The sequence below is a fragment of the Paraburkholderia sp. BGA-UO-ETr-F12 genome (assembly GCF_059567945.1).
In genome coordinates this window covers 312,132-338,893 of the sequence record NZ_JCAQOZ010000066.1, presented here as the reverse complement: position 1 = coordinate 338,893, position 26,762 = coordinate 312,132, and the positions used below count along the sequence as shown (strand labels likewise).

General features: G+C 61.1%; 22 protein-coding genes and 3 pseudogenes. 14 read left to right on the top strand and 11 right to left on the bottom strand.

The features are described from left to right. Window positions 1–5: 5 nt before the first annotated feature. Entirely contained in the window at window positions 6–785 is a 780-nt protein-coding gene (locus AC57B6_RS35105) for a 3-ketoacyl-ACP reductase (RefSeq protein WP_252889085.1), read from the bottom strand. Then, window positions 782–1,927 carry an acyl-CoA dehydrogenase family protein gene (locus AC57B6_RS35100; RefSeq protein WP_496423050.1) on the bottom strand — a complete coding sequence of 382 codons (1,146 nt, stop codon included), beginning with the start codon at window positions 1,925–1,927 and terminating at the stop codon, window positions 782–784. The genes AC57B6_RS35105 and AC57B6_RS35100 overlap by 4 nt, the downstream gene beginning before the upstream one ends. Window positions 1,928–2,140: 213 nt before the next feature. Between AC57B6_RS35100 and AC57B6_RS35095 the strand changes: the two genes are divergently transcribed. Further along, on the top strand, window positions 2,141–3,673 hold the full coding sequence (locus AC57B6_RS35095) for a CoA-transferase (RefSeq protein WP_252889304.1): 1,533 nt from the start codon (window positions 2,141–2,143) through the stop codon (window positions 3,671–3,673). A 53-nt stretch (window positions 3,674–3,726) separates the two neighbouring features. Here the strand turns inward: AC57B6_RS35095 and AC57B6_RS35090 are convergent, their stop codons facing one another. Continuing rightward, entirely contained in the window at window positions 3,727–4,410 is a 684-nt protein-coding gene (locus tag AC57B6_RS35090; protein WP_153136036.1) for a TetR/AcrR family transcriptional regulator, read from the bottom strand. A gap of 213 nt (window positions 4,411–4,623) precedes the next feature. Between AC57B6_RS35090 and AC57B6_RS35085 the strand changes: the two genes are divergently transcribed. The 13 genes and pseudogenes from AC57B6_RS35085 to AC57B6_RS35025 form a co-directional block, all read left to right on the top strand. After that, on the top strand, window positions 4,624–6,132 hold the full coding sequence (locus tag AC57B6_RS35085; RefSeq protein WP_252889087.1) for an aldehyde dehydrogenase family protein: 1,509 nt from the start codon (window positions 4,624–4,626) through the stop codon (window positions 6,130–6,132). 112 nt (window positions 6,133–6,244) lie between these two features. Next, the gene (locus AC57B6_RS35080; RefSeq protein WP_252889088.1) at window positions 6,245–7,918 is read left to right on the top strand and encodes a GMC family oxidoreductase; all 1,674 of its coding nucleotides are present in this window, start codon (window positions 6,245–6,247) and stop codon (window positions 7,916–7,918) included. Between the two features lie 125 nt (window positions 7,919–8,043). Continuing rightward, on the top strand, window positions 8,044–9,123 hold the full coding sequence (locus AC57B6_RS35075) for a sugar ABC transporter substrate-binding protein (RefSeq protein ID WP_252889089.1): 1,080 nt from the start codon (window positions 8,044–8,046) through the stop codon (window positions 9,121–9,123). 62 nt (window positions 9,124–9,185) lie between these two features. Next, window positions 9,186–10,139, top strand: coding sequence for an ABC transporter permease (locus tag AC57B6_RS35070; RefSeq protein ID WP_252889090.1), 954 nt, complete (start codon window positions 9,186–9,188; stop codon window positions 10,137–10,139). A 16-nt stretch (window positions 10,140–10,155) separates the two neighbouring features. Beyond that, window positions 10,156–11,655, top strand: a complete 1,500-nt coding sequence (locus tag AC57B6_RS35065; protein WP_252889091.1) for a sugar ABC transporter ATP-binding protein — start codon at window positions 10,156–10,158, stop codon at window positions 11,653–11,655. A 7-nt stretch (window positions 11,656–11,662) separates the two neighbouring features. Next, window positions 11,663–12,622 (top strand): ABC transporter permease, encoded by a 960-nt coding sequence (locus AC57B6_RS35060; protein ID WP_252889092.1) that lies wholly within the window; start codon window positions 11,663–11,665, stop codon window positions 12,620–12,622. 59 nt (window positions 12,623–12,681) lie between these two features. Continuing rightward, window positions 12,682–13,431 (top strand): electron transfer flavoprotein subunit beta/FixA family protein, encoded by a 750-nt coding sequence (locus AC57B6_RS35055; RefSeq protein WP_252889093.1) that lies wholly within the window; start codon window positions 12,682–12,684, stop codon window positions 13,429–13,431. Window positions 13,432–13,453: 22 nt separating this feature from the next. Beyond that, entirely contained in the window at window positions 13,454–14,386 is a 933-nt protein-coding gene (locus AC57B6_RS35050; protein WP_252889305.1) for an electron transfer flavoprotein subunit alpha/FixB family protein, read from the top strand. Window positions 14,387–14,409: 23 nt separating this feature from the next. After that, window positions 14,410–15,417, top strand: coding sequence for a Gfo/Idh/MocA family protein (locus tag AC57B6_RS35045; RefSeq protein ID WP_474632798.1), 1,008 nt, complete (start codon window positions 14,410–14,412; stop codon window positions 15,415–15,417). Window positions 15,418–15,474: 57 nt separating this feature from the next. After that, window positions 15,475–15,969: a Rossmann-fold NAD(P)-binding domain-containing protein gene (locus tag AC57B6_RS35040; protein ID WP_252889095.1), complete on the top strand. Its 495-nt coding sequence runs from the start codon at window positions 15,475–15,477 to the stop codon at window positions 15,967–15,969. 252 nt (window positions 15,970–16,221) lie between these two features. Further along, complete coding sequence (locus AC57B6_RS35035; protein WP_252889096.1) at window positions 16,222–17,238, top strand: aldo/keto reductase; 1,017 nt, start codon at window positions 16,222–16,224, stop codon at window positions 17,236–17,238. A gap of 191 nt (window positions 17,239–17,429) precedes the next feature. After that, window positions 17,430–18,728 (top strand): MFS transporter, encoded by a 1,299-nt coding sequence (locus tag AC57B6_RS35030; RefSeq protein ID WP_474632797.1) that lies wholly within the window; start codon window positions 17,430–17,432, stop codon window positions 18,726–18,728. A 102-nt stretch (window positions 18,729–18,830) separates the two neighbouring features. Then, window positions 18,831–18,941 (top strand): annotated as a pseudogene (locus tag AC57B6_RS35025) (heme-degrading domain-containing protein); the annotation flags it as partial. Here the strand turns inward: AC57B6_RS35025 and AC57B6_RS35020 are convergent. The 8 genes and pseudogenes from AC57B6_RS35020 to AC57B6_RS34985 all read right to left on the bottom strand — a co-directional run. Further along, a pseudogene (locus AC57B6_RS35020) lies at window positions 18,942–19,174 on the bottom strand (TetR family transcriptional regulator); the annotation flags it as partial. It abuts the pseudogene before it with no gap. Between the two features lie 255 nt (window positions 19,175–19,429). Further along, a complete protein-coding gene (locus AC57B6_RS35015; protein WP_496423049.1) occupies window positions 19,430–20,806 on the bottom strand; it encodes an MmgE/PrpD family protein in 1,377 nt (458 codons plus the stop codon). A 24-nt stretch (window positions 20,807–20,830) separates the two neighbouring features. Further along, a pseudogene (locus AC57B6_RS35010) lies at window positions 20,831–21,553 on the bottom strand (CoA transferase). 10 nt (window positions 21,554–21,563) lie between these two features. Next, a complete protein-coding gene (locus AC57B6_RS35005) occupies window positions 21,564–22,724 on the bottom strand; it encodes an acyl-CoA dehydrogenase family protein (protein ID WP_496423048.1) in 1,161 nt (386 codons plus the stop codon). A 35-nt stretch (window positions 22,725–22,759) separates the two neighbouring features. Then, the gene (locus AC57B6_RS35000) at window positions 22,760–23,620 is read right to left on the bottom strand and encodes an HTD2 family dehydratase (RefSeq protein ID WP_496423047.1); all 861 of its coding nucleotides are present in this window, start codon (window positions 23,618–23,620) and stop codon (window positions 22,760–22,762) included. A 104-nt stretch (window positions 23,621–23,724) separates the two neighbouring features. Then, a complete protein-coding gene (locus AC57B6_RS34995; protein WP_028198073.1) occupies window positions 23,725–24,645 on the bottom strand; it encodes a LysR substrate-binding domain-containing protein in 921 nt (306 codons plus the stop codon). A gap of 90 nt (window positions 24,646–24,735) precedes the next feature. Further along, a complete protein-coding gene (locus AC57B6_RS34990) occupies window positions 24,736–25,437 on the bottom strand; it encodes a hypothetical protein (protein WP_496423046.1) in 702 nt (233 codons plus the stop codon). An 80-nt stretch (window positions 25,438–25,517) separates the two neighbouring features. Then, complete coding sequence (locus AC57B6_RS34985) at window positions 25,518–26,756, bottom strand: NAD(P)/FAD-dependent oxidoreductase (RefSeq protein ID WP_496423045.1); 1,239 nt, start codon at window positions 26,754–26,756, stop codon at window positions 25,518–25,520. Window positions 26,757–26,762 lie beyond the last annotated feature (6 nt).

Here is a 26,762-nt window from a genome sequence, read left to right as displayed (position 1 = left end):
GAGACTCAGTATTTGGTGACGAGCAGGCCGCCGTCGATACGGATCGCCTGGCCGACGCTGTAGGGGAGGCCGCCGGTGGCAAGCGTGCGCACAGTGATTGCCACTTCCTGCGGCGTGCCCCAGCGTTTGATGGCGGTCAGTCCCTGTTCGATCTGCGTGTCGTAGCGTGCGCGGGACGGTGCGGTCATTTCGGTTTCAATCAAACCGGGCTGCACTTCATAGACGCTGATGCCGTGTTCAGCGAGCCGTAGCGAGAAGAGGGTGTTGGCCATCGAAAGCCCAGCCTTGGATACGCAATATTCGCTGCGCAAGGGCGACGCCGCGATTGCGTTAGACGACGTGATCGTGATGATCGACGGGTGCGGTGCAACGGGCGCGTTCGAGCGCGCGAGGCAGTGCTTCGCGAATGCCTGCATGAGAAAGAACGTGCCGCGCGTATTCACCGCGATACAGCGGTCGAAGCTTTCCGCGGTGACATCGAGTAGGTCACCGCGTGACATCACGGAAACTCCCGCGTTGTTCACAAGGCAATCGATCTGGCCGCCGAGCGAGGCTTCGATTGCGGATAACGTGGCCGGATGCGAATCGATGTCGGCGAGGTCGGAGAGCGTTGCGATCGCGCGTGCGTCGGTTTGCTGAACCTCGCGAACGGCATCGTCGAGTTCGTCCGACGCCACCGCATCGGTCAGTGCGATGTCGAAACCGGCGCGACCAAGTTCGATCGCGATCGCGCGGCCGATGCCGCGCCGGCTACCTGTGACAAGGGCGATTGGGCGCGCGCTCATAATGAGGCCCCGTTGGCGATCAGATCGCGCGCAATGATCGTGCGCTGGATCTGGTTCGTGCCTTCGTAGATCTGCGTGATCTTGGCGTCCCGATACAGGCGTTCGACTTCGTAGCCGCGAATGTAGCCGCTGCCGCCGAAAATCTGCACGGCGTTAGCGCTGTGCTTAACGGCGGTATCGCCGGCAAAGCACTTGGCCATTGAGCAGGCAATGCTGGGGCGATCGCCCGACTCGAGTCGTTCCGCAGCGTCGAGGACGAGCAGGCGCGCGGCCTGAATGTCCTTCGCCATATCGGCGAGCATCCATTGAATGCCTTGCAATTCGGCGATATGGCTGCCGAACTGCTTGCGGGTTTGTGAGTATTCGAGTGCCGCTTCAAGCCCCGCCTGCGCGATGCCCACGGCAAGCGAGGCGATGCCCACGCGGCCTTTGTCGAGCGCGCTCATCATCATGTGAAAGCCGCGGCCTTCGGTGCCGAGCAACGCATCGCGAGGCAACTTTACCCGGTCGAAATTCAGTTCGCCGACCTGCGACGCGCGCTGCCCCATCTTGTGCTCTTTGGGACCTTTCGATACCCCGGCCAACGAGCAGTCCACGATGAAGATACTCATACCGCGTTTGCCAGCCGCGGGGTCGGTCCGGGCGAGCACGAATGCGACGTCCGCAACCGGCGCGTTATGAATCCAGAGCTTGGCGCCATTCAGTTCCCAACCCTCGGCTGTGCGGGTCGCGGTGGTGCGGATGCCTGAGACGTCGGTGCCTGCGTCGGCTTCAGTAATGCAATAGGCCGGCCGTAGTTTTGCGCGCAAGAGCGGCTCCATGTAGGCCGCGCGTTGCTCGTCGGTGCCGTGTGCTGAAAGAAGCGTGCCGACCAGTTCAAGGAGCCCGCATTGGTCCGCGACCGAAGCGTAGCCGCGCGACAGCTCCTCCATCACGAGCGCGTAAGCAGTGACGTCGAGTCCGGCTCCGCCAAATTCCTCCGGCACGGTGATGCCGAACAGGCCTAACTCGCCCATCTGGGCGTAGATCTCCGCTGGGAAGCGTTCCTCGCGATCCAGTTCCTCGGCAACTGGGCGAATCACCTCCTCTGCAAAGCGGCGGGTGGTTTCACGAATCTGCTGATGCGTTTCTGAGAGTTTCATGCTGTCTCCGTCCTCATGATCGGTACCTGTTTTATGCCTGGTTTGCGCTAGTGAAGGTAAACCCGAGCCTCGCGCATCGCCGCTTGAATTACGTGATTTCCTGTGCCAACATTGGCATCAAGTAACCATCTGGATGGTTATTTAAAACCAACGAATGACCGATGTCAACGAGCTTTGTGGCCGATTTGATTGGAGGGTAGTTTGAAAAACTGGATGCAAGCCGAAGATGCGGTTGAGCAAATCTTCGATGGAGCCACCATTGCGCTGGCCAGCAACGGCGGAGGAATGCTTGAGCCGGACGCCGTGCTCGCGAAACTGGAGCAGCGATTCCTCGAGACCGGGCATCCGCGCGATCTTACGGTCGTTCACGCCCTTGGAATTGGCGACGGGAAGGGCAGCGGTCTTGGGCGCTTCGCGCACCCGGGTATGGTGCGGCGCGTCATCGGCGGGCACTGGAGCTGGTCGCCGGCCATGCAGCAAATGGCGAAGGAGAATGCGTTCGAAGCGTATAGCTTCCCAGCGGGTGCAATCTCCACCTTGCTGCGCGAGATTGGCGCAGGCCGGCCGGGGCTCGTCACGCACGTCGGCCTGCGCACGTTCGTCGATCCGCGCATCGACGGCGGCAAGATCAATGCGCGCGCTACCGAAGACCTTGTCGAACTGATCGAACTCGATGGGCGCGAGTACTTGCGCTACAAGCCGTTCAAAGTCGATTTCGCGATCGTCCGCGGTTCGTCCGCGGATGGGGCCGGCAATGTCACGTTGCGTCGCGAGCCCGTTGACCTCGACACGTACGCAGCGGCTCTTGCTGCTCACAACAGTGGCGGCCACGTGATTGTGCAGGTCAAGGAGCGCGAGCCGGCAGGCTATGTGCCCGCGCGACTGGTGCGCATACCTGGCGTTCTCGTTGACACGCTCGTCGAGACGCCTGCGGCGCCGCAGTGTGCGATCGCCGACTACGACGCCACGCTAAGTGGCGAAACGCTTGGAACCATTGCCGATGGCTTCTATGAAGTGCCCACGGGTATTCGTCGCATCATTGCGGCACGCGCCGCGCAGGAGCTGCACGAAGGGCATTCGGCGAATTTCGGTTTCGGCATCCCCGGCGGTATTCCGGGTTTGCTGGCGCAGCAGGGACGACTCGGCACCTTCTGGGGAACGGTCGAGCAGGGTATCCATAACGGCGCGATGGTCGACGGTCCGATGTTCGGCTCTGCGCGCAACGCGGAAGCGATCCTCTCAAGCGTCGATCAATTCGATTTCTACAGCGGGGGCGGAGTCGACATCTCGTTTCTCGGCATGGGCGAAATGGATGGGGAGGGGAATATCAATGTCTCGAAACTCGGCTCGACGGTGGTAGGACCAGGCGGCTTTATCGACATCACCCAAGGCGCGCGCAAGATCGTCTTCTGCGGCAGTTTCGAAGCAAAGGGCCTGCAGGTCGAGCAGGTGGGCGAGCGTCTGAATATTGCGTCGCCGGGCAGTGTGCCGAAGCTCGTCGAACGCGTGCAGCACATCACGTTCAGCGGCGTGCAGGCGCGTATCGCAAAGCAGGAGGTGCTGTACGTCACCGAGCGCGCAGTGTTCAGGCTCGAAGACAACGGTGTTCGGCTGATCGAGGTGGCGGAAGGTGTCGATGTCGAGCAGGACGTGCTCGCGCGGATGGGCTTTCGCCCGATTGTCGACGACGCATTGCTCGCGCGCGGTAAGGGCACGGCGGACAAGCGTCGCGAGCAGCCGGCCTGATGAACGCCCACGCAATCGGGAGCGCCGTTGCCCGGCGCTCCGCAAGCGACCACTCAGGCGCGCACGAGCCTGAGAACGGTTTCGATGTTGAAGTCGAGCCGGGTTTTCAACGCCTCCTTGCTCATGAAGTCTATGTCGAAGATCAGGCCGCTTGTGTGGCGATTGGTCAGGTAGTAGTAACCGATCGCTGCCATCGTAATGTGCAGTTGCCGGGCGTCGACGCCGCTGCGGAATACACCCGCTTCGACGCCACGGTCGAGTATGCGTTGCAACATCGAGATGAAATCATGGTGCAGTTCCTTGAATCGTTCGGACTTCTTCAGATGGCGCGCCTTGTGCAGGTTCTCGCTGTTGACGAGTGTCATGAACTCGGGGTTCTTCAGGTAGTAATTCCACGTATGCGTGGCGAGCGCGACGATCGCATCTTCGGGCGAAAGATGATCGAGATTGAGCTTCAGTTCGGCGGTGCGGATGTCGGCATAGGCGTCCTCGAGCACAGCAACGAACAACTCCTCCTTGCTCCCGAAGTAGTGATAGATCATCCGCTTGTTGGCCTTCGAGCGTGTCGCGATGGCTTCCACGCGTGCGCCGGCAAGACCGAGTTTCGCGAACTCCATTTTCGCCGCTTCGAGAATACGCGCCCGGGTCACCTCGGGATCCCGCTGCCTCGGCGGCTGGGTGGCGCCCTTTCTGGCGGTTTTGGATGCCCGGGCGGGAGGCGTGGTCACAAGAGTCATGGTCGGTGGTCGCTGCAAAGAGAGTCAGTGAGAACGGCGTCATTCGCGGCCGCGTTGTGTCAGCGACTATAGACCAAAAAGGCATTGTCAGGAAGTAACCGGGTGGTGCAGAATGGGCGCAAAAATGGGCGGTACACCGGACCACCCACACGATTTTCCGCACGCACGATGCGCTTTCCGTGCCCGTGTGAAAGCAAAACTCTGGAGACTGGAATGAGCAATCTGAATGAACTGGCGGCAACGCTTCGTCTTCCGTCTGAACCTCTGCGCACGCCGATGTTCATCGACGGCAAGGACTACGCCGGAGTCGCTGGCGAATTCGTGACGCGCAAGAGTCCGGGCCACGGCGTGCCGGTGACGTCCACGGCGCGCGCATCTGTCGACGATCTGAATCTGGCAGTGGCTGCGGCGCGCCGGGCGTTCGATGACGGGCGCTGGTCGCGTCTGTCCGGTGAGCAGCGTGCAACGGTGCTGCTCAAAACCGCGGGTCTTATCCGGGACAACGTGGAGACGCTCGCGTACCTGGAAACGCTGGAAAGCGGCAAGCCAATAGGCCAGTCGCGCGGCGAGATCAACGCCGCGGCGGGCATCTGGGAGTACGCGGCGGGTCTTGCGCGGGTCGCGCACGGCGATTCGCACGACACCCTCGGCAGCGATATGTTTGGTCTTGTCGTGCGCCAGCCCGTCGGCGTGGTGGGCATCGTCACGCCATGGAATTTCCCATTCTTCATTCTGTCAGAGCGCCTGCCGTTTGTGCTGGCGGCGGGATGTACCGTGGTCGTCAAACCCGCCGAACTCACCTCGACCACGACGCTCAAGCTCGCCGCGCTTCTGACGGAGGCCGGCTTGCCGGACGGCGTCGTGAACGTGGTGACTGGGCTTGGCTCGAAGGTAGGTCAGGCACTCGCGGAGCACATGGATGTCGACATGGTGTCGTTCACGGGTTCCACACCAGTGGGCCGTTCGGTGCTGACGGCAGCGGGCGGCAACATGAAGAAGGTCGGGCTCGAACTGGGCGGCAAGAATCCGCAGATCGTGTTCGCGGACGCCGATCTCGCCGATGCCGCTGACGCCATCGCGTTCGGCATCTGCTTCAACGCGGGCCAATGCTGTGTGTCGGGCAGCCGCCTTGTCGTGCATCGATCGGTGGAAGATGAACTGGTCGCGCGGGTCAAGAGTGTGCTCGAGAAGGTGCGGGTGGGCGATCCGCTCGACGCGTCGAACCACGTTGGCGCCATCGTTGAAGCGCGTCAGTTCGACAAGATTTGCAGTTTCATCGAAGCAGGCAGTCGCGACGGCGCACAACTGGTGCATGGCGGCACGTCGAGCCAGGATGGCGAGCGCTTCTTCATCCAGCCCACCATGTTCCGCAACGTCGAACCGCATAGCGCGCTGGCGCAGGAAGAAATTTTCGGACCCGTGCTGTCGGTCACGCCATTCGACACCTTCGAACAGGCGATCCAGATTGCGAACGGCGTGCCGTACGGTCTCGCGGCCAGCATCTGGACACGCGATCTGCAGGGCGCGATCAAGAGCTTCCGCGATGTACAGGCCGGTCGGATCTGGGTCAACTGCACCATCACCGGCGGCCCGGAAATGCCGATCGGCGGTGTCAAGCAATCGGGCATTGGCCGCGAGACGGGGCGTTACGGCGTCGAGGAATACACCGAACTGAAGTCGGTTCATGTCCAGTTGGGCAACCGGCCGCGCTGGATTGCCTAACGTGGTCTTGTGTGGTCTGGTTCGAATCAGGCGGCCACCAGGAGCCGTCAGCGCCTCAGGAATTGCCCAGTCACGCGCAGTGTGACTGCAGAACACAGTATCGGAGACAGCAATGTATGACTATGTGATCGTAGGTGGCGGCGCGGCGGGTTGTGCGCTGGCGGCTCGTCTGAGCGAGGATGCGGGCAATCGGGTGCTGCTTCTCGAAGCCGGACCTGCCGATACGGATCCGTATATCCACATGCCGGTTGGCTTCTTCAAGATGACGGGTGGCCCTTTGACCTGGGGTTATCGCACGGCTGCGGCGGCCGAAACACAAGGGCGGCAGATTCCATTCGCGCAGGGCCGCGTGCTCGGAGGCGGCGGTTCGATCAATGCCATGGTCTACACACGTGGGCAGCCGTCGGACTATGACGGCTGGGAGCGCGATGGTTGCACGGGTTGGGGCTTTCGCGATGGCGTGCTGCCGTACTTGCGCCGCATGGAAGACAACGAACGCCTGTGCAACGAGTATCACGGTGTCGGTGGCCCGCTCGGTGTGTCTGATCTCATCAGCGTCAACGAATTGACTAAGGCTTTTGTGCTGGCGGGGCAGGAAGCCGGCATGCCACATAACAGCGACTTCAACGGCGCGCAGCAGGAAGGCGTAGGCGTCTATCAGGTCACGCAGCGCAACGGCAAGCGCTGCAGCGCGGCGGTCGGCTATCTGCGCGATGCTCGCACGCGGCCCAATCTCACGGTGCGAACCGGTTGCCTCGTGTCGCGTGTGATCATCGAAAACGGCCGCGCAATCGGCGTTGAATTTGCACCCGGGGACGATCGCTCGAACGTGATCATTGCGCGTGCTGAACGCGAAGTCATCGTGACCGCTGGGGCGATTGGTTCGCCGAAGCTGCTGATGCTCTCCGGCATTGGGCGCCCGCAAGATCTGGAACGCGCCGGCGTGAAGCCTGTGCATGCGCTAAGCGGTGTCGGGCAGAACTTGCAGGATCACTTCGATATCGACATCGTCTACGAGTTGAACGGTGCGTACAGTCTGGACAAGTATTCGAAGAAACACATGATGTTGCTGGCAGGCCTCGAGTACAAACTCTTTAACAAAGGGCCGGTCACGTCCAATATCGCCGAAGGAGGCGCCTTCTGGTATTCCGACAGTAGCGTGCTCACGCCCGACTTGCAGTTTCACTTCTTGCCTGGCGCCGGCGTCGAGGCCGGTGTGCCGCCGGTGCCGTCGGGTTCGGGCTGTACGCTCAACTCCTATTTTCTCCGGCCGCGCAGCCGCGGCAGCGTCACGTTGCATAGTGCCGATCCTGCCGATGCACCGGTGATCGATCCTGCTTATATTCGCGACCCTCATGATCTGAAGGTGGCCGTCGAAGGGATCCGTCAGAGTCGCGAAATCATGAGTCAGAAGGCGCTCGGCAAGTACATCAAGAGTGAGCACTTCCCTGGCGGGAACGTACGCACGCAGGCCGAATACGAAACCTACGCGCAGCAGTACGGACGCACCGGCTATCACCCGGTCGGCACCTGCAAGATGGGCATCGACGAATTTGCCGTCGTCGATCCGCAATTGCGAGTGCACGGCATCGAAGGACTGAGAGTCGCGGATTCGTCGGTAATGCCGCGGATCGTAAGTTCGAACACGAACGCGCCCACGCTGATGATCGCGGAAAAGGCCGCCGATCTGATTCGCGGTCTGGCGGCAACGCCGGCGCCCGTGGTGGGTCGGCTTGCCAGCGCCTCAGGCCGTGTGGCGCGCGAGGCCGCGGTGGCCGCAATCTGACGAAAGACGACGAGGTTTGAAAAGGAGCACCCGGATAAAGTGGCTCCTTCTTGAAATCAGTAAATATCCGGTTATTTATAAACATCCCTGACACAAAGGGTCTTTTTGGGCTCGGAGGAGACATCATGTCGAAACAGGATCAACACACAGGCGTATCGCGTCGCGACTTTATCAAGCTCGGCGCAGGCGCGGCATTTGCCGTCGCGGGCAGCGGCATGGCAGGCCTTTCGTTCGGCGCGGGGCAGACCACACTCGCCTGTTCGTTCCGCTCGCTGACCAATCCGTATTACACCGCGTTCAACAAGGGCGCGCAGGCTTTCGCAAAGAGCGTCGGTCTGCCGTACGTGCCGCTGACAACGGAAGGCAGCTCGGAAAAAGGCATCGCGGATATCCGCGCGCTGCTGCAGAAAACGGGTGGCAACCTGGTGCTGAATGTCGACCCCAACGACTCGGCCGACGCGCGTGTGATCGTCGAAGCCTGCTCGAAAGCCGGCGCTTACGTCACGACGATCTGGAATAAACCCAAGGACCTGCATCCGTGGGATTTCAACCCGAACTACGTCGCACACATGTCATTCGATGGCGTGGCATACGGCGAATCGACCGCGACTGAGTTGTTCAAGGCAATGGGCGGCAAGGGGGGCGTTGTGGCAATTGGCGGCATTTTCAGCAACGTGCCTGCCATCGAGCGCAAGGCGGGTCTGATGGCGGCGCTGAAGAAATTCCCCGATATCCAGTTGCTGGACTTCCAGGTGGCGGACTGGGATTCGCAGAAGGCCTTCCCGATCATGCAGGCATGGATGACTCGCTTCAATTCGAAGATCAAGGGTGTGTGGGCCGCGAACGACGATATGGCTTTGGGCGCGATCGAAGCGCTGCGCGCAGAAGGGCTCGCGGGACAACTGCCGGTTTCCGGCATGGACGGCACGCAGCCGGGACTCGCCGCGATCAAGGTGGGCGAACTCGTGACGACAGTCGACTGGGACCCGTACTGGCTCGGCGGCATCGGTCTCTCGATGGGTCTTCAGGCGCAGCAGAAAAAGCTGCAGGTCGCGTCACTGCCCAAGGATCAGCGCGAATCGTTCTGCAAGGCAACCCTCGTGACCAGGTCGAACGTGCAGACAGTGATCGCGCACGAATCAGCGCCTAACGCCGACTGGAACAATCTATACGCCCGCGTCGCGGGCCCCGTGGTGTATCGATGAACAAACTAACCGCAGCGCCTACCCGGCAGGCCGTAAGCACAACAACAACCGGGATCGGATTCATGTCGATGCATTCCCTGCTGCAGCGTTTCGCGCCGCTGCTGGTCTTGCTGGCGCTCGGCCTTTGCATTGGCGTGTTCAATCACGATTTCTTCGATCCGATGAATCTGGCGCGAATCGCGATTTCTGCCGCGATTCCGCTGACCATCGCGCTCGGCGGCACCTTCGTGATCCAACTCGGCAGTATCGACCTGTCGGCGGAAGGCATTATCGCGGTCTCCGCGATCACGGTGTCGATGCTGGTCGAGAACTCGTACAACGACAATCACTACGGCTTGTGGGTGCTGGCCGTCGCGATCGCTGCCGGCACGGTGCTGGGGTTCGCCAACGGCATGCTGCACGTGTTCCTGCGCATTCCTTCTTTCATCGCCACGCTCGCAGTCGGCTTTGTGGCAACCGGAATCGGCACGGCATGGCTGTCGGGCAACACGATCCGCGTAAGCGATACGGCGCTGCGTTCGATTGCCATCACGCGTTACGTGGGCTTGCCGCTGTCGGTGTGGGTAGCCGTGCTCGCGCTCGTAGCCGCGTGGTTTATCTACCGGCATACGTTGCTCGGACGTCACACGCTGGCAATCGGCGGCGGCGAGGATCTCGCGCGTCTGAACGGAGTGCGGGTGCGGCGCGTGCGGATTGCGATCTTTGCGCTGGCGGGCGCATTTTATGGGGTGGCCGGCATTCTTGCCGTCGCGCAATATGGGCAGGGTCACGCGCTCATCGCTGACGGCCAGTTGTTTGTTGCGATCACGGCCATCGTGGTGGGAGGGACCTCGCTCGCAGGCGGCAACGGCAGCCCGTTGAACACGCTCATTGGTACGTTGATCGTGGTGGTGCTCGGCAACGGCATGGTGCTACTCGGCGTGCCGCCTTATGTGCAGCAGGGTATTCAGGGCGTCCTGATTATCGTTGCAGTCACGCTTGCGCTCAATCGCTCGCACCGACGCATCGTCAAGTAAGCCTGGGAGATTCGACATGCTGAAACTCAAGAACATCACGAAACGCTTCCCAGGTGTGCTTGCTCTGGATGACGTATCGGTCGAAGTCCGGCCCAATGAAATCGTCGGTCTGATTGGCGAGAACGGCGCGGGCAAGTCGACGCTAATGAAACTGTTGACCGGCGCCTACCACCAGGACGCCGGTGAAATCACGCTCTCCGGGCAACCTCTCGTGATTCGCAATCCACGCGACGCCACTGCGAAAGGCATTGCGATGGTGTATCAGGAGCAGTCGATCCTGCCTAACCTGACGATTGCCGAGAACCTGTTTCTAGGGCGTGAGGAAAACTTCACGACGTTCGGCCGCATGAACTGGTCGAAACTCAAACGTGCCGCGCAGACTGAACTCGCTACGGTGCATCTCGACATCGATCCGTTGACAGTTTGCGAGGACCTTTCATTCGGGCAACGGCAGATGGTGGAACTGGCGCGTGCGCTGTCGCTGGCGAGCCGCACCGGCGGCACACCGATCATTCTGCTCGACGAGCCGACGTCTGTTCTGGAAGCCGCCGAGATCGAGATTCTGTTCAGGCTGGTGCGAGAACTCAAGTCGCGCGCCTCGTTTGTGTTCGTCTCGCATCGCCTCGACGAACTGCTTTCGCTGAGCGACCGCGTGTACGTCATGAAAGACGGCAAAGTGGTGGCGGAGATGGCTTCGGTCGATGCCTCCGTCAAGCAGCTTCATGAACTGATGGTTGGCCGTTCGATGCACGGCGAGTACTACCGCGAGAATCTGCAAACGCCGTGTCGCGATGAGGTAGCGCTGTCGGTTTCACATGCTTCGCTCGGGCATGCGTTGAACGACGTGTCGTTTGACGTGCGCCAGGGTGAGGTATTCGGGGTGGCGGGCGTGGTGGGTTCGGGACGTGAAGAACTGTGCCGCGTGATCGCCGGTCTGGAAAAGCTCGATTCCGGCGAAGTGCGGATTGGCGGCACGCTGCTCAAGCCACAGGCGAATCATGCGGTTGCCCTGGGTGTCGGCTACGTGCCGCGCGAGCGCAAGGTGGAAGGGCTTGTAACGCAGATGAGCGTCGCGCAAAACCTTACGTTGCCGCGACTGAGTGCCGTGAGCCGGGGCGGCGTGGTGCGCAAAGGCAATGAGCGCAAGATCGCCAACGAGTGGATCCAGCGTCTGCGCATCAAGACACCGGGTCCGGATGCGTCATGCCGCAATCTTTCGGGGGGTAACCAGCAGAAGGTCGTGCTGGCGAAGTGGCGCTTTGCCGGTAGCCGGATTCTCGTGCTCGACCATCCGACCCGGGGCCTCGACGTCGGTGCGAAAGAAGAGGTCTATCAACTGATTCGCGAGTTGACGGCTGAAGGCGTGGCCGTCGTGCTGACGGGCGACACGCTCGAAGAGATTCTCGGTCTGAGCCACCGCGTTATGGTGATGCGCGATGGCCGCGCGCAAAAGGTTCTGCCGTGCGAAGTGGGTTCGAAGCCCTCGCAGGTTGAAATCGTCGAACATATGGTGTGAGGCTGCTATGTCATTACTGAAATCACCGTCGCGCGCGACGCTTCGCGACAATGCGCCATTCGCTGCGTTAGTGGCGTTGTACGTGCTGATCGAAATCGCGCAGCCGGGTTTTATGGCACTATCGACGCAACTCGGGCTGCTCGCGGACAGTTCCACGCTGTTCATCATGGCCGCCGGTACGACCTTTGTCGTGCTGCTGGGCAGTATCGATTTGTCGCTGCAGGCAGTTGCATCGTTGGCGAGTGTGATGGTCGCGCTGTTCCTGCCGCGCTACGGTGCGTGGGCCGCGGTGATTGCACTCGGAGCGTCGTTCGCGATCGGCCTTCTGAGTGGCGTAATCCAGACCGTGCTGCGCATTCCTTCCTTTATTGCGACGCTTGCCATCAGTGGCATTGCGTCTGCTGCGGCGCTCACGCTGTCGGGCACGCGTTCCATTGCGATCAGCGACGACATGCGCAACGCTTCGCTGGGCTGGACAACGGGGACCGCGTTTGGCATCCCGCATGAGATTTTGCTGGCTGTGGCGGTATTTGCGTTTTGCTGGTTTCTGCATCGTTCGACTGTTTTTGGTCGTCACACCGACGCGATCGGCGCAGGCGAGCCAGCGGCTATTGCGTCAGGCGTGCGCGTTTCCGTGACGAAATGCCTGGTGTTTGCAACGTCCTCCTTCTTTGCCGGCCTCGCCGGTGTCGTGATGGCGGGACGTCTTGGCAGCGGTTCGCCCACGTTGGCCAGTCAGTTTCTGTTGCCGGCAATCGCGGCGGTGATCGTCGGCGGAACGGCATTGACGGGTGGATCGGGTGGCATTGTGCGCACGCTGATCGGTGCGTTGCTGGTGTCGGTGGCGCGTGTGGGCATGACCTTTGTCGGCATTAGCGTGTTTGCACAGCAGATCGTATTCGGCGTGATTCTGATCATCGCGGTGACTGTGGCGTTCGATCGCTCGAAGGTATTGGTAATCAAATAAGTTCATGCGTGGTCAGTTTCGGCTGACATGGGAAATCCGGTGGAGAAGGGTGGTTACGAATGAAAGTGCTAGTAGCAGTGAAGAGAGTAGTCGATTACAACGTGAAAGTCCGGGTGAAGTCGGACGGCACGGGCGTCGACATCGCGAACGTGAAGATGTCGATGAATCCGTTCGATGAAATCGCGGTTGAAGAAGCCGTGCGTCTGCGCGAAGCGGGCGTGGCGACCGAAGTGATCGCCGTGTCGGCGGGTGTGGCGCAAGCGCAGGAAACGCTGCGTACGGCGCTGGCGATCGGCGCGGACCGCGCGATCCTGATCGAGTCGAACGAAGACCTGCAGCCGCTGGCCGTTGCCAAGTTGCTGAAGGCGCTGGTCGACAAGGAACAGCCGCAACTGGTGATCCTCGGCAAGCAGGCCATCGACGACGATTCGAACCAGACTGGCCAGATGCTGGCTGCGCTGGCAAACCTGCCGCAAGCGACGTTCGCCTCGAAGGTTGTCGTGGCGGACGGCAAGGCGACGGTGTCGCGCGAAGTGGACGGCGGTGCTGAAACGTTGTCGCTGACGCTGCCCGCGGTCGTCACGACCGATCTGCGCCTGAACGAGCCGCGCTACGTGACGCTGCCGAACATCATGAAGGCGAAGAAGAAGCCGCTGGAAACGATCAAGCCGGAAGATCTGGGTGTCGACGTCACGCCGCGCCTGAAGACGCTGAAAGTCGCCGAGCCGCCGAAGCGCTCTGCCGGTGTGAAGGTGCCGGATGTGAAGACGCTGGTCGAGAAGCTGAAGACCGAAGCCAAGGTGCTGTGAGGAGACGGACGAAATGACGAATCTGGTGAATCTTGTAATAGCTGAACACGACAACGCGTCGATCAAGGCCGCGACGCTGAACACGATTGCAGCCGCGCAGAAGATCGGTGGTGACATTCACGTGCTGGTCGCCGGTGAAGGCGCGCAAGCCGCAGCGGATGCGGCAGCGAAAATTGCAGGCGTGAGCAAGGTGTTGCTGGCCGACGCGCCGCAACTCGCAGCGGGCCTTGCGGAAAACGTCGAAGCCACGGTGCTGAACATCGCTAAGGACTATTCGCACATCCTCGCGCCGGCCACCGCTTACGGCAAGAACATCGCGCCGCGTATCGCCGCGAAGCTCGACGTTGCGCAGATCAGCGACATCACCGCCGTGGACAGCGCCGATACGTTCGAGCGCCCGATCTACGCCGGCAACGCGATCGCCACCGTTCAGTCCGCTGACCCGATCAAGGTCATTACGGTGCGCACGACGGGTTTCGATGCGGTTGCAGCCGAAGGCGGCAGCGCAACGGTCGAGAAGATCGAAGCAGCCGCCGATAGCGGCCTGTCGCAATTCGTGAGCCGTGAAGTCACGAAGCTGGACCGTCCGGAACTGACCTCGGCGAAGATCATCGTCTCGGGTGGCCGCGGTCTGGGTAACGGCGAGAACTACACGAAGGTTCTGGAACCGCTGGCCGACAAGCTGAACGCAGCGCTGGGCGCATCGCGCGCGGCAGTGGACGCGGGCTTCGTGCCGAACGACTATCAGGTCGGCCAGACCGGCAAGATCGTCGCGCCGCAACTGTACGTGGCCGTCGGCATCTCGGGTGCGATCCAGCATCTGGCCGGCATGAAGGACTCGAAGGTGATCGTGGCGATCAACAAGGATCCGGAAGCGCCGATTTTCAGCGTCGCCGATTATGGTCTGGTGGGCGATCTGTTCGACACGGTGCCTGAACTGACCGCGTCAGCTTGATGGGACATGACATGGAGCCTGACATGCGCAAGATCCGGATTGCGATCGTAGGCGTTGGACTCGCCGCCGCACCTCACGCGCTTGCGCTTAACGATCTGCGCGACGAGGTCGAGGTGGTCGGCGTGTTTGGCCGCTCGCGCGGGCGGCTCGAGACTTTCACAAGGCAATACGACTTTCCGCTCGGAGAGTCATTCGAGGCGATGCTTAACGATCCCGGCGTGGACGCCATTCTGGTGCTGACACCGCCGCACGCGCATCTTGATCTCGTTCTGCAAGCCGCTGCTGCTGGCAAACACGTGTTGCTGGAAAAGCCGCTCGACATCTCGACACAACGCGCGGAACGTCTGGTGCAAGCGTGCCGCGACGCCGACGTGCGACTCGGTGTCGTGTTTCAGAACCGTTTTCGTCCGGCCGTGCAGCGGCTTGCCGCTTTGGTGCAGGAGGGCTCGCTCGGCCCGCTCGCTTATGCCGGACTCGATCTGCGATGGTGGCGCCCGCAGTCTTACTACGATGAACCGGGCCGGGGCACCTACGCGCGCGATGGCGGTGGCGTGCTGATGACGCAGGCAATCCACTCGCTCGATCTACTCACGTGGCTGGCAGGTGACGTGTCGTCGGTGACCGGCGCAACGGCGACGACCCTATCGCACGCAATGGAAGCGGAGGACTTCGCAAGCGCTGCACTTAGATTCGAAAGCGGCGCGGCCGGTTACGTGCTTGCCACTACCGCTGCGTTTCCAGGCTTTCCCGAGCGCATCGAACTGGTTGGCCAAAAGGGCACGGCAGTGCTGGAAGGCGGCGCTTTACGCGTGACCTTCCAGAATGGCAACACCGACGAATTTCATGATTCGTCTTCGTCGGGCTTCGGTGCGAAGCCGATGGATTTTTCTCACACCACGCATCGCGACTTGATCAGGGATTTTTGCGCCGCCATCCGCGAGGGTCGGGAACCCGCCGTCGTCGGCGACGACGCGTTGCGCGTGCAACGGTTGATCGAACGGATCACCCTTCGACATGGAGACCCGTCCTGATGCAGATCGGCCCGCCAGACGGGCGGCGTGAACTGCCTGCGCCTGGAGGCGGACGGCATGTGGTCTGGCGCAATGTTTGACGGCGTCGGCTTCATGAAGGGTCTCGATGCCTGCGGACACGGCGTACGCGACAGGTCGGTGCTGCTTGTCGGAACAGGGGGAGCAGGCGCAGGAGTCGCGCACGCGCTGGTCGATGCCGGGGCTGCCTCGCTTGATCTGTTCGACAGCAGTACGGAATCGCTGCGACGGCTTGAAGCCGCCTTGCGTTCGCGTGAAGGCGCGCCGCTTATACGTCGGAGCGCGCCATCCGCGCAGGCGACGCACGACCTTATTGTGAACGCGACGCCATGCGGGATGCGCGTTGGCGATCCACTGCCGATCGACCTGACTGGCGCGAACCCCGACGCGGTGGTTGCCGACCTCATCATGAAACCCGCGCAAACGCGTCTGCTGGAAGACGCTCAGGCGCGCGGTCTCACTACGCATCCGGGCCGTCATCTGCTTGAAAATTCGGTGGAAAAGATGGCCTCTTTTCTCCGGCTTGTGCCCTGATCGCCTGGCCCCAATGGGCACTGCGGGGCCTGCTGGCAAATGTTTAGCAGAAAGCCGCAGAACGCCGCAGAAAGTCAGGGAAAACCCGCTTGATGGAAATTTCGGCGCGGCCTAATATCGTCGATAAGTAACTATCTGGTGCGTTACTTAAGCGGTGGCGGATGAGCAAATCCAGTCATGGCAGCAACCAGCTTGCATGGGACCAGAGTAATCGCGCTAAAGCGCGAACTCTGGTCGACACAGGAGGCGGAGATGGATCCGGTGGCAAAGCGTAAATGGCCGCGTTCAGGACTTGAGACAACCGTGATGGGCTTCGGCGCGGCGCCGATTGGCAACATCTTCAGACCGATTAGTGAAGAAGATTCGGCCGCCCTGATCAAGGCAGCGTGGGACGCGGGCGTGCGCTACTTCGACACCGCGCCGATGTATGGCCACGGGTTGAGCGAGGCGCGCTGCGGGCAGGGGTTGCGCTGGTATCCGCGCGACCAGTATGTGCTGTCCACCAAGGTCGGCCGCATTCTGAAGCCACGCAAGCGCGCCGAGATTAACTTCGCCCCGTGGATCGACGGGTTGCCGTTCGAACCCGTTTTCGACTACAGCTACGACGGCACGATGCGCTCGATCGAAGACAGTCTGCAGCGTCTGGCCCTGGAGCACATCGATATCGCGCTGATCCACGACATCGACGTCTTTACGCACGGCGAGCGCCAGCCCGAGATGTTCGCGGCAGCGATGGCGGGCGCGTCCAAAGCACTGCTGAAGCTCCGTGACGAAGGGGTGGTGAAAGCGGTGGGGCTCGGCGTCAACGAATGGCAGGTCGCACACGAAGCAATTCGCCGGCAGGATTTCGACTGCCTGCTGCTGGCCGGCCGCTACACGTTACTCGAGCAGGACGCACTGGATGGTTTCTTGCCGCTGTGCGAAGAGAAGCAGGTGTCGGTGATTCTCGGCGGCGGCTACAACAGCGGCATTCTCGCGACGGGCGCGGTGCCCGGTGCGAAATACAACTACGCACCTGCGCCGCAAGCCATTCTGGAACGCGTGCGCAAGATGGAGCAGGTATGCCGCGAATACTCAGTGCCGCTCAAAGCCGCGGCGCTGCAATTCGTCCTCGGCCATCCTGCGATCCCGACCAACATCCCGGGCGTGCGCACGGTTGCGCAACTGGAAGACAACCTTCAAACCTTCAGGGCTGAGATTCCAGTGGAATTCTGGGCCGAATTGAAGCGCCGCGAGCTGATCCGCGAGGATGCGCCGACGCCTCTGTAGCGTCTGGCCTCAGCCCACAGCCCACAGCCGCGCAGTAACCGACTGCGTGGCTCAGTTACCCCATTGCATGTCGGCAGATTGCAAAGCGTTAAAACGAAAGACGTGATACGGCGCCGTATCACGTCGTGTGACCCGGTACATAAACAGTCCGAGCTTCACGGGGTCTGGCAGAGATTTTTTGGAGATCACGGGTGGACAAATCCAACTACAGATGGCGTATTTGCGCGCTACTTTTCTTCGCGACAACAATCAACTATCTGGATCGGCAAGTTCTCGGGCTGCTCAAGCCGGATCTCGCCGCTCGTTTTCACTGGACTGAAACCGACTACAGCTACATGGTGGTCGTCTTCACTGCGTGCTATGCATTCGGGCTTATCCTGTCCGGAAAACTGATTGACAGATTTGGTGTGAAGGTCGGCTATGGAGTCTGCGTCCTGATCTGGAGCGTGGCGGCCTGTGGCCATGCTCTGGTGCGCGGCACGCTGGGCTTTGCGTTTATGCGCTCGCTTCTTGGGCTGGCCGAGTCTGGAAATTTTCCGTCAGCAGTAAAGTCGGTATCGGAGTGGTTTCCTCGAAAAGAGCAGGCTTTGGCAGTAGGGATCCTGACGTCCGGGACCAGTGTCGGCGCCGTGGCGGCGCCTGCGATCGTTCCATGGCTCGCCGCATCATATGGTTGGCAGGCTGCGTTTCTGGTGACCGGGCTGACAGGCTTCATCTGGCTTGGTCTTTGGTATGTCATGTACTACGCTCCGCAGAAGCACGCGAAAATCACGCAGGCCGAATTGAAGTATATCGAGGACGACCGCAGCGAGGACGAGGATGCCGGCAAATCAGTGAGTTGGTTCTCCTTGCTGCGCCTGCATGCGACGTGGGCCTTCATCGCTGGGAAATTGCTAACGGATCCCATCTGGTGGTTCATGTTGTTCTGGCTCCCTTCATATTTCTCGTCCCGCTATCACCTTGATTTAAGAAGCCTGGGGCTGCCGCTTGTGGTCGTGTACGTGGCTACATCGGTTGGAAGTATCTCCGGAGGGTGGCTGTCCTCACAATTGATCTCTCGAGGCTGGACTGTTCAACGTGCCCGGCAGAGTGTCATGCTCGGATTGGCGTTTCTGGTGGTGCCCATCGCTTTTTCGCCATGGATCGACAACATGTGGGCGATGGTCGGGCTGCTAAGTCTTGCAGCCGCAGCGCATCAGGGGTGGTCGGCGAACCTGTTTACGACGGCGTCTGACATGTTTCCTAAAGCACTGGTCGGGTCGGTGGTCGGCATCGGCGGCATGGCGGGCGCAATCGGGGGAACGCTTTTCCCATTGTTCGTTGGCGCGCTTCTCGACCACTTCAAGGCGCTCGGCGCTATCAACTCGGGATACAACATTTTGTTCATCGTTTGCGGCTCGGCGTATCTCGTGGCGTGGGCGGCGATGTTTCTGATCCGGTCGTCAAAGGCGCACGTCGACTTTTCTTTTGGGGAGTCGCTTGGGCATTGATTTCTATCTGGATTGCGCGCCGCGGGGAAACCCGCGCCTCAGGCTCGCAGGCGAGCGGTGCGTCGTCCCGCTTTTGCAATGGGTGTGCGTTGTCATTTCCGAGCCAACGGCGCTGGTGTAATCGGTTCGATCACGGTGTCAGGTTTGCCCCAGCGCGAAGATCCTGGATCGATCGTCGAGACGTTGTGCGCGCTGCTGGGCCACGACCATGCATGCATCGTCGGCGAGTGCTTCGAGGCACGCGCGATACACACCTTGTTCTCGAAGTAGTACTGAAGTGCTGGCGCGTTGACACCAGCGCGAGCCGCGATGTCGCGCGTCGGCGCGCCCCCGAAGCCGTGTTCTCCAAACAGTTCGATCGCGGCCTCGATGATCCGGTGGCGCGTCCGCTCGCCGCGCGCGTAGCCGCTCTCTGGCGAACGGCGCAGTCTTCTTTCGGTGTTCATCCATGTGTCTCCATTTCATCCGCGGAAATAAATCACCTGACACAACTGTAGAGTCTGGATTGGGCAGCATGACGGCGGCGACGGATGGCGCACGGCATACGGCAATATCGTCGCGAAACCATTCGCAGTTCACATCATTCACGCGAACCGCCACCGGCGTACTGTTTGTCGACAGCCGTTCGGCGAGGGCCGCTCGCGCGATCTTCTCTGTCCGGCCGGTTGCCTGGAACGAAGAGATGAGACCGGGGTGCAAGCTCAGCCATGTTGGGCCTCCGGCTTCGATTCGGGGAGCAGTCTGGGTACGACGTTTGCATTGGCAATCGCCCACACGGATGCGATGGAGCGCTTGAGTTCGTCTTCGGTGGCCGCATTGCCATACAAACCCAATGTGATCGTTTTGTGCTCGAGTTCGGCGCGCGTGAGCGTGTTGCCCGGATCGCCCTTCGGATCATCCACGCGGCCCTCAAAGGTGCGGCGGTCCTTCGTCTGAACGACAACCTTCCCGATCCAGCGTGACGGATAAGCCGTATCGACTTCATGGTCGAGCACCATCGAGACCTTCTTGCAGAAGTGCGCGACCCTGCTTTCCTTGTAATGGCCGTCGAACTCACGCACACCCGCGTGGCCGAATTCCGCAACCAGAGCGAGCACGGTGCCCATGGAGAACTTCGCTTGATGAACTGTTTTTGGGTCGATTACCGGTCCGAGGACATCGATCGCAGCCTGGTGAACATGAGTCACCACCGTCTCGATGTCGTCCGGCACGAGCTTCTCGCGCTGAATAACCTGCAGCAGAGCATCGGCTGCCGGATGAGTGTGCCGGCACGAAGCGTGATACTTGAAGGACGTTTCGATCAACGCCCAGCGCTTGCCGAGCGCTTCGGCGAGTTTGTCCGGATGCGTTTGCGTGGACATGCCCGCACCCATGCCTTGCGCGCCCTCGAAGATGTCCTTCGCACCGGTGAAGCCGTCGGCCGCCAGGTAGGCTGCGAGAAGACCGTTCGCGGCAGCCTTGGCCGTATGCAGTTGCTTGGAGTCAGCGGCGTCTTTCAGGAATTCCCAGAGTCCGGCTGCCTGGGTGCCGGCTGAGCCAAACGCATTCACCATCTGGTCGTCACTTAACCGCAAAAGATTACCGACCGCTGCGGCGGCCGCGATCGTACCGACCGTGCCGGTAGTATGAAAAATCTTGTAGTGCGACCGGCCGAGGAATTCACCGACGCGGATGCCCACTTCATAGCCTGCAACAGATGCGGCGATGAACTCTTTGCCGCTTCTACCAAGCGCCTGCGCGGCGGCCCACGCTGCGGGGAAGACGACGGTTGCCGGATGCAGGACCGAACTGTTGTGAAGATCATCCTGTTCGGCGAAGTGCGATGCGGCTGCGTTAATCATTGCCGCGAAGAGCGCGCTGGTGGTTCGCCGGGAGATCAGTACTTCGCAGGGACCAGACGGTGGTCCGAATTCGAAGGCGTATTTCTGGATCGTCTCGACGGGGCGCGCTTCGCGGCCGGCCAGTGCTGATCCGAACCAGTCAAGGAAGAGGTCTTCCGTGCGTGCCACCACGTCCTTGGGGATCTGTTCAAACTTGAGATTGGCCGCAAACGAAGCAAGAATCTGGGTGTTGTTCATCACTCGCTTACCTTGACTGGGGAGTTAGATTACGGCCGCTTCACGAAGCTTGCGGATGGCATCGGTGGAAAAACCCAATTCATTCAAAAGGGCCTCAGTGTGCTGGCCTAGCGGGCACGGCGTCCAACCGAACATCGGATGCCGTACTGATGCCTGGGGGCAGCAGGGCGGGAATGGCGCCTGCAGGGGAGTCGATGCTTACCCAGCGATTGCGTTCCTCGAGCTGAGGATGCGACCACACGTCGGGCATATCATTCATTCGTGCGCTGGCAATCTGCGCTGTGTCCAGCCGACTGATGAGCTCTTCAGAAGTCAGCATTGCTGAATGCGGCGACGATGATTTCTCGCAGTTCCTCGCGTGCTGCCACGCGTTTCGAGTTGGAACTGAAGCGGGGATCGAGGGCGAGTTCAGGCGCCAGTAGAACCTGCGCGCAGAAGACACCCCATTCACGCTCGTTCTGCAGTCCCAGCATGACCGTCTTTGCATCGCCGGCGGGGAAGGGGCCATACGGGTAGATCGTCGCGTGAGCGGCGCCCGCACGCGGCGGCGGGGATACTTCTCATGCAACGCTTCATACGACAGACCCAGTCGCGCCGCGGCGCATCATAGACACGCGCAAAGTCCCCGACACCTGGGCGTTCGATCTTGATCACGCGCGCGCCAGGATCCGCAAGTTGACGGGTGCAAAACGGTGCTGCAGTCGCGTGCTCGAGGGTGATGACCTTCACGCCGTCCAGCGGTTTCATGTCCTTCCCCTTAGAAAGAACGTGGCAGCCCGAGCAGATGCTCGGCTACGTACGAGAGAATGAGATTGGTCGAAATCGGGGCGACCTGATAGAGCCGCGTCTCGCGGAATTTGCGTTCGACGTCATATTCGTTCGCAAAGCCGAAGCCGCCGTGGAACTGCAGGCATGCATTGGCCGCCTCCCAGGAGGCGTCAGCCGCGAGCAGCTTGGCCATGTTGGCTTGCGCGCCGGCGGGCTGCCGGGTGTCGAAAAGCTCGCAGGCCTTGTAGCGCATCAGGCTTGCCGCTTCGACGTTGACGTGCGCGCGGGCGATCGGAAACTGCACCCCCTGGTTCTGTCCGATCGGGCGCCCAAAGACGACGCGTTCCTTGACGTACTTGCAGACCTTGTCGAGGAACCAGTAGCCGTCGCCGATACACTCGGCGGCGATCAGCGTTCGCTCGGCATTCAGGCCATCAAGGATGTACCTGAAGCCCTTGCCTTCCTCGCCGATGAGGTTCTCCTCAGGGATCTCGAGGTTGTCGAAAAATAGCTCGTTAGTCTCGTGATTCACCATGTTCGGAATGGGACGAACCGTCATGCCGTGGCGGATCGCCTGATGCAAGTCGACCAGAAAGATCGACATGCCTTCGGATTTCTTCGCGACCTGATCAATCGGCGTGGTCCGTGCGAGCAGAATCATCAAGTCGGAGTGTTGAACCCGCGAGATCCAGACCTTCTGGCCATTGACAATATAACGGTCACCCTTGCGAACCGCAGTCGTCTTGAGTTTCGTGGTGTCGGTACCGGTCGTCGGCTCGGTCACGCCCATCGACTGAAGCCGCAATTTTCCGCTGGCGATCTCCGGAAGGTATTTGGCGTTTTGCTCCGCCGAACCGTGCCTGAGCAGTGTCCCCATGTTGTACATCTGCCCGTGACACGCGCCGGAATTGCCGCCGCTGCGATTGATCTCTTCCATGATCACCGAGGCTTCGGTCAGACCGAGCCCGGAGCCGCCATATTCCTGCGGAATGAGGGCCGCAAGCCAACCGGCGTCGGTTAGCGCTTGCACAAAGGTTTCAGGGTAGGCGCGGTCCTCGTCGACCTTGCGGAAATACTCGGCGGGGAAGTTGGAACACAGATCGCGAACCGCTTCGCGAATGTCCTGATAGGGGTCAACGTTAGCCAGCACTTGTCTCTACTCCTCAGAGTTAATTTTTGAAATACCTACGCGAGTGTCGTTAGCGTCGCCTCGGCATCGACGCACAACACGCCATCGGAATTGGCTGCCCAGAGCTTCACTTCGGTTGATCCGGGCGCACGGGCTGCGTGGATAAAAAATGGCGCGCAATCAAAGAGCGGGTTGACCGCCTTGAACGAGAACGATGCAATCGATTCGCCTGGAAGGCTGCGCCGCAGGAGATCGATCAGCAATGTCGCAGTCAGTGGGCCGTGAACGACCAGCGCCGGATAGCCTTCCTGTTCCTGGGCGTACGTGCGGTCATAGTGAATGCGGTGGCCGTTGAAGGTATCGGCGGAGTAGCGAAAGAGAAGGACCGGGTCGGGCACGATCTCCCGTTTCCAGGTGAATTCTGCCGGCGCGCTCGGGCCGGTTGCCGCGGTGTACGCCGTTGTCGCGGGCTCGCGGTACACAACGTCCTGTTCTTCGGAGATCAGCGGACCTTCGAGGTCTTCCAGTTCGTGACGCAGACGCACGAACACGAGTTTTCCGGTACGCCCTTCCTTGGCGGCGACGTCGAGAATCTGCGACGTCCGGGTGACTTCGCTGCCGACCACAAGTGGGCGCGCGAACCGCACGCGGCTGCCCGCCCACATCCGTCTGGGCAACGGTACTGGCGGCAGGAATCCACCGCGTGTCGGGTGTCCGTCCACGCCGACCTGCGACTGCGAAACAATGTGAGGAAAAAACGCCCAGTGCCACAGCGGAGGTAACGGAGAGCCTGCAGTCGGGACGTTCTCATAGTCCAGTGTAGCGGCGAGTTGTTGCGCAAGACGTGGCGCGATGAATTCGCATTCGGCCTGTGTGCGGCCGATCCACGTGCGCAGGTAGTCGAGTTCAGCGGTCATGGGGATGTCGGGTAGCGTCGTTCACGCTAGATTGACGCATCCGCGTGCTGACTACAATTTGTGTCTGGAGAAGAGGGCTTTAAACGCAGACTAACTGTTGATAGTCAGGCCGGCACTGACTCACGCCCGGTTTTGCACTTCTGCGTGAGGAGGTCGACCAGTTCCCGCGCGAAAGATGGCAAGAGGTCAAGATTGCGCACGCAGATCAGCAGATTGCGCGTCGCCCAGTCGTTCTCTATTTCAACGAGCCGGATGTTCATGGTCTTCACGTAGCGCACCGCTGACGAGCGAGGCAATACGCCGATCCCGACGTTCGCCTCGATCATTCGGCACAGTGCCTCGAAGTTGCCTACTTCGATTCGCACCTGAAGTGTCTTGTGCATATCGCTCGCCAAGCGGTTCAGAAAGGTATGAATCGCGCTAGCGTCGGGCATTCCGACGAAGTCAAACCCGCTTGCCTCTTCAAATGGGATCGACGTCTTCCCGGCGAGGGGGTGCGCGTTCGACACCGCCAATATGAGCCGGTCTGAGCGGTACGGCAGGACTTGCAGAGACTCGGGCCTGACGTTGCCGGCGACTATTCCGAGGTCTGCCGTGCCTTCGCTGACCGCACGCACCACGTCATGGCTCAACCGCTCGCGAAGCTCGACGTTCACATCAGGATGCCCGGCGAGAAACTCACGCAGGTCGTTGGGTAGAAACTCGGTTGTAGCGGTAGTGTTCGCAAAGATCCGCACATGGCCTTTAATGCCGCGGGCGTACTCCTGCATGTCGCCGCGCAACTGCTCGAGCTGCGACAGAACCAAGCGGGCATGGTGAAGGAATGCCTGACCCGCCGGCGTGAGCGTAACGCCCTGGCTGGTCCGATACAGCAGCTTGGTCCCCATGCTTTCTTCCAGATTCTTGATGCGGGTGCTTGCTGCGGGTACTGACATATGAAACCGCTCGGCACCCCGAGTCAAGCTATCCGTCTCAGCAATACATGCGACGAGACGAAGATCAACCAGATCGAAATGCATGGCCATGATACGTGCTCCGAATGAAGAGATGCCCCGTTGATCCGGTACGGCCATGACGTGGGCTGGAATTGAATGAACCGCTGTCTTGCCCGGTGTTCAGTTGCCTGTCGCACAATCCGCGCCGCCGACGATCTTCAGCGTATAAACCGTCGATACGCCCAACTGCTGTGGCGCGATCGGCTCGACCAGCCAGGAAGGCAACTGATTCAGGTCCAGTTCGCTCGGGCCCAATTCAAGCGAGGCATTCGCCGTCGTGATGGTCAGCGTGGGCAGCGCCGCGTGGTTGAACACGACAAAAAACAGATCGTTATACGCCAGGCGGCCGCTGGCCGTCGTTTCCTTCGCTGGGATCACCACGCGTTTGACCCTGTCAGCGTCGACAATCCAGGCGTGCGCGCGGCCTTGCGTCTGAACCGCCAGTTGCAGCGTGCTGGCATCGATCTGCGTGAGCGCGGCTGACGACCCGGGTGCCGGGTCTGTCGGATCCTCGTCATGCAGCGATGGGTGCATGAGCTCGTCACCGGCGGGAGCCCGGATCTGGTATAGATGGCTATCCGCCTGTCCGGGCCGGCACGAGGGATAACAGCTGGCTGCGGGCACGTCGATACGCTTGACCAGATGACCGTCGCTCGAAAGCGCGGTTCGGTCGACAAACTCGTTAACTTCGTAACGGCCGGCATCGCCGGTGGTGCAACGGGCGGCTTGAGGCGACCCAGGGCTACTGACTGTGGGGGCGTCTGCATGCGCGAGCACCGTGAGCAGACACCATGCTGCCATGGCCCATTTGAGTGCTCTCATCGACGCTCCGGCATATGACGCTGAACCACGATGTCGCTGCGCGCCCGCAACGGCCTCATCAAACCAGCTTCAGATTCAGTTCAGCCCGGCTCGCGTGTAGCAGCTTCGAATTCCTTCAGATCGAAACCTGGCTGGGCTGCTTGTGCGATGGTCGGCAACGCGGCGCGGGCCAGCAGTTTGCGCGATGCCATATGGTCGCCCGGCCGGTTGCACGATTCCACTGCGATCAGGCGGCCAGAGCGGAAGCACAGCACGCTTAGTTGCCGGGATTCGCCAGATCCCAGCAGGACCGTTTCGTCGTGGCCATCGGAGAGGCCCGCAATCTGCAGTTTCAGATCGCCCTGGTCGCTCCAGAACCACGGCAACGCAGTGTAAGTCGCAGGCTTGCCAACCAGGCGCGCCGCGACAGTGCGCGCCTGGTCGACGGCATTTTGCACCGACTCCAGCCGGATCGGCGCGCCGCTCCACGCAGACGGAAAACTGACGGCGTCGCCGATGGCTGAAATCGATGGATCGCTGGTCAGCAACTGAGCGTCCACGCAGATACCGTTGTGCACGGCAAGACCCGCATCGGCGGCGAGCTCGGTGTTGGGTAGCACGCCGATGCCGTAGACCACCAGTTGCGCTGGCAAACGGCGGCCGTCGCCCGTTTCCACGGCCACCACCCGGCCGTTGTCGCCAACGAGCCGCGCGACGGTTTGCCCAAAGTCGAACTTCACGCCCCAGCCGGCATGCGCGGCGCTGAATAGTGACGACATAGGCGTGGAGAGTGCGCGCGCCATCGGCCGCGTGCCGAGTTCGACCACGTGAACCGACAGGCCTTTGGCCGCCGCCACGGCCGCGAATTCGAGGCCGATGAAACCGGCGCCGATCACGACCACGTCGCGCGCGGCCGCCACGCGCGGCGCGAGCGCATCGGCATGCTCCAGCGTGCGGATGCCGAAGACGCCGTCGAGTTCGATTCCCTCGATGGGCGGAACACGGTTGCGTGCGCCGGTGGCGAGCACCAGGTGGTCGTACGGCACACGCTTGCCACTGGCCAGTTCCACGCGCTGCGTTTCGCGATCGATCCGCGTGACCCGCGCTTCGATCCGCTCGAGACGTTGCTGCTCGAACCATTCGTGGGTCCGAAAACGCAGCGCAGTGGCGCCGATCTTGCCGAGCAGGTAAGCCTTCGACAGCGGTGGACGCTGGTAAGGCACACCCGGCTCGTCGCCGATCAGCGTGATGCCGCCTTCAAAACCTTCCTGCCGCAGCGAGGCCGCGGTCTGATAACCGGCCTGACCCGCACCGACGATGACAACGTTATTCAATGACATGAGAGG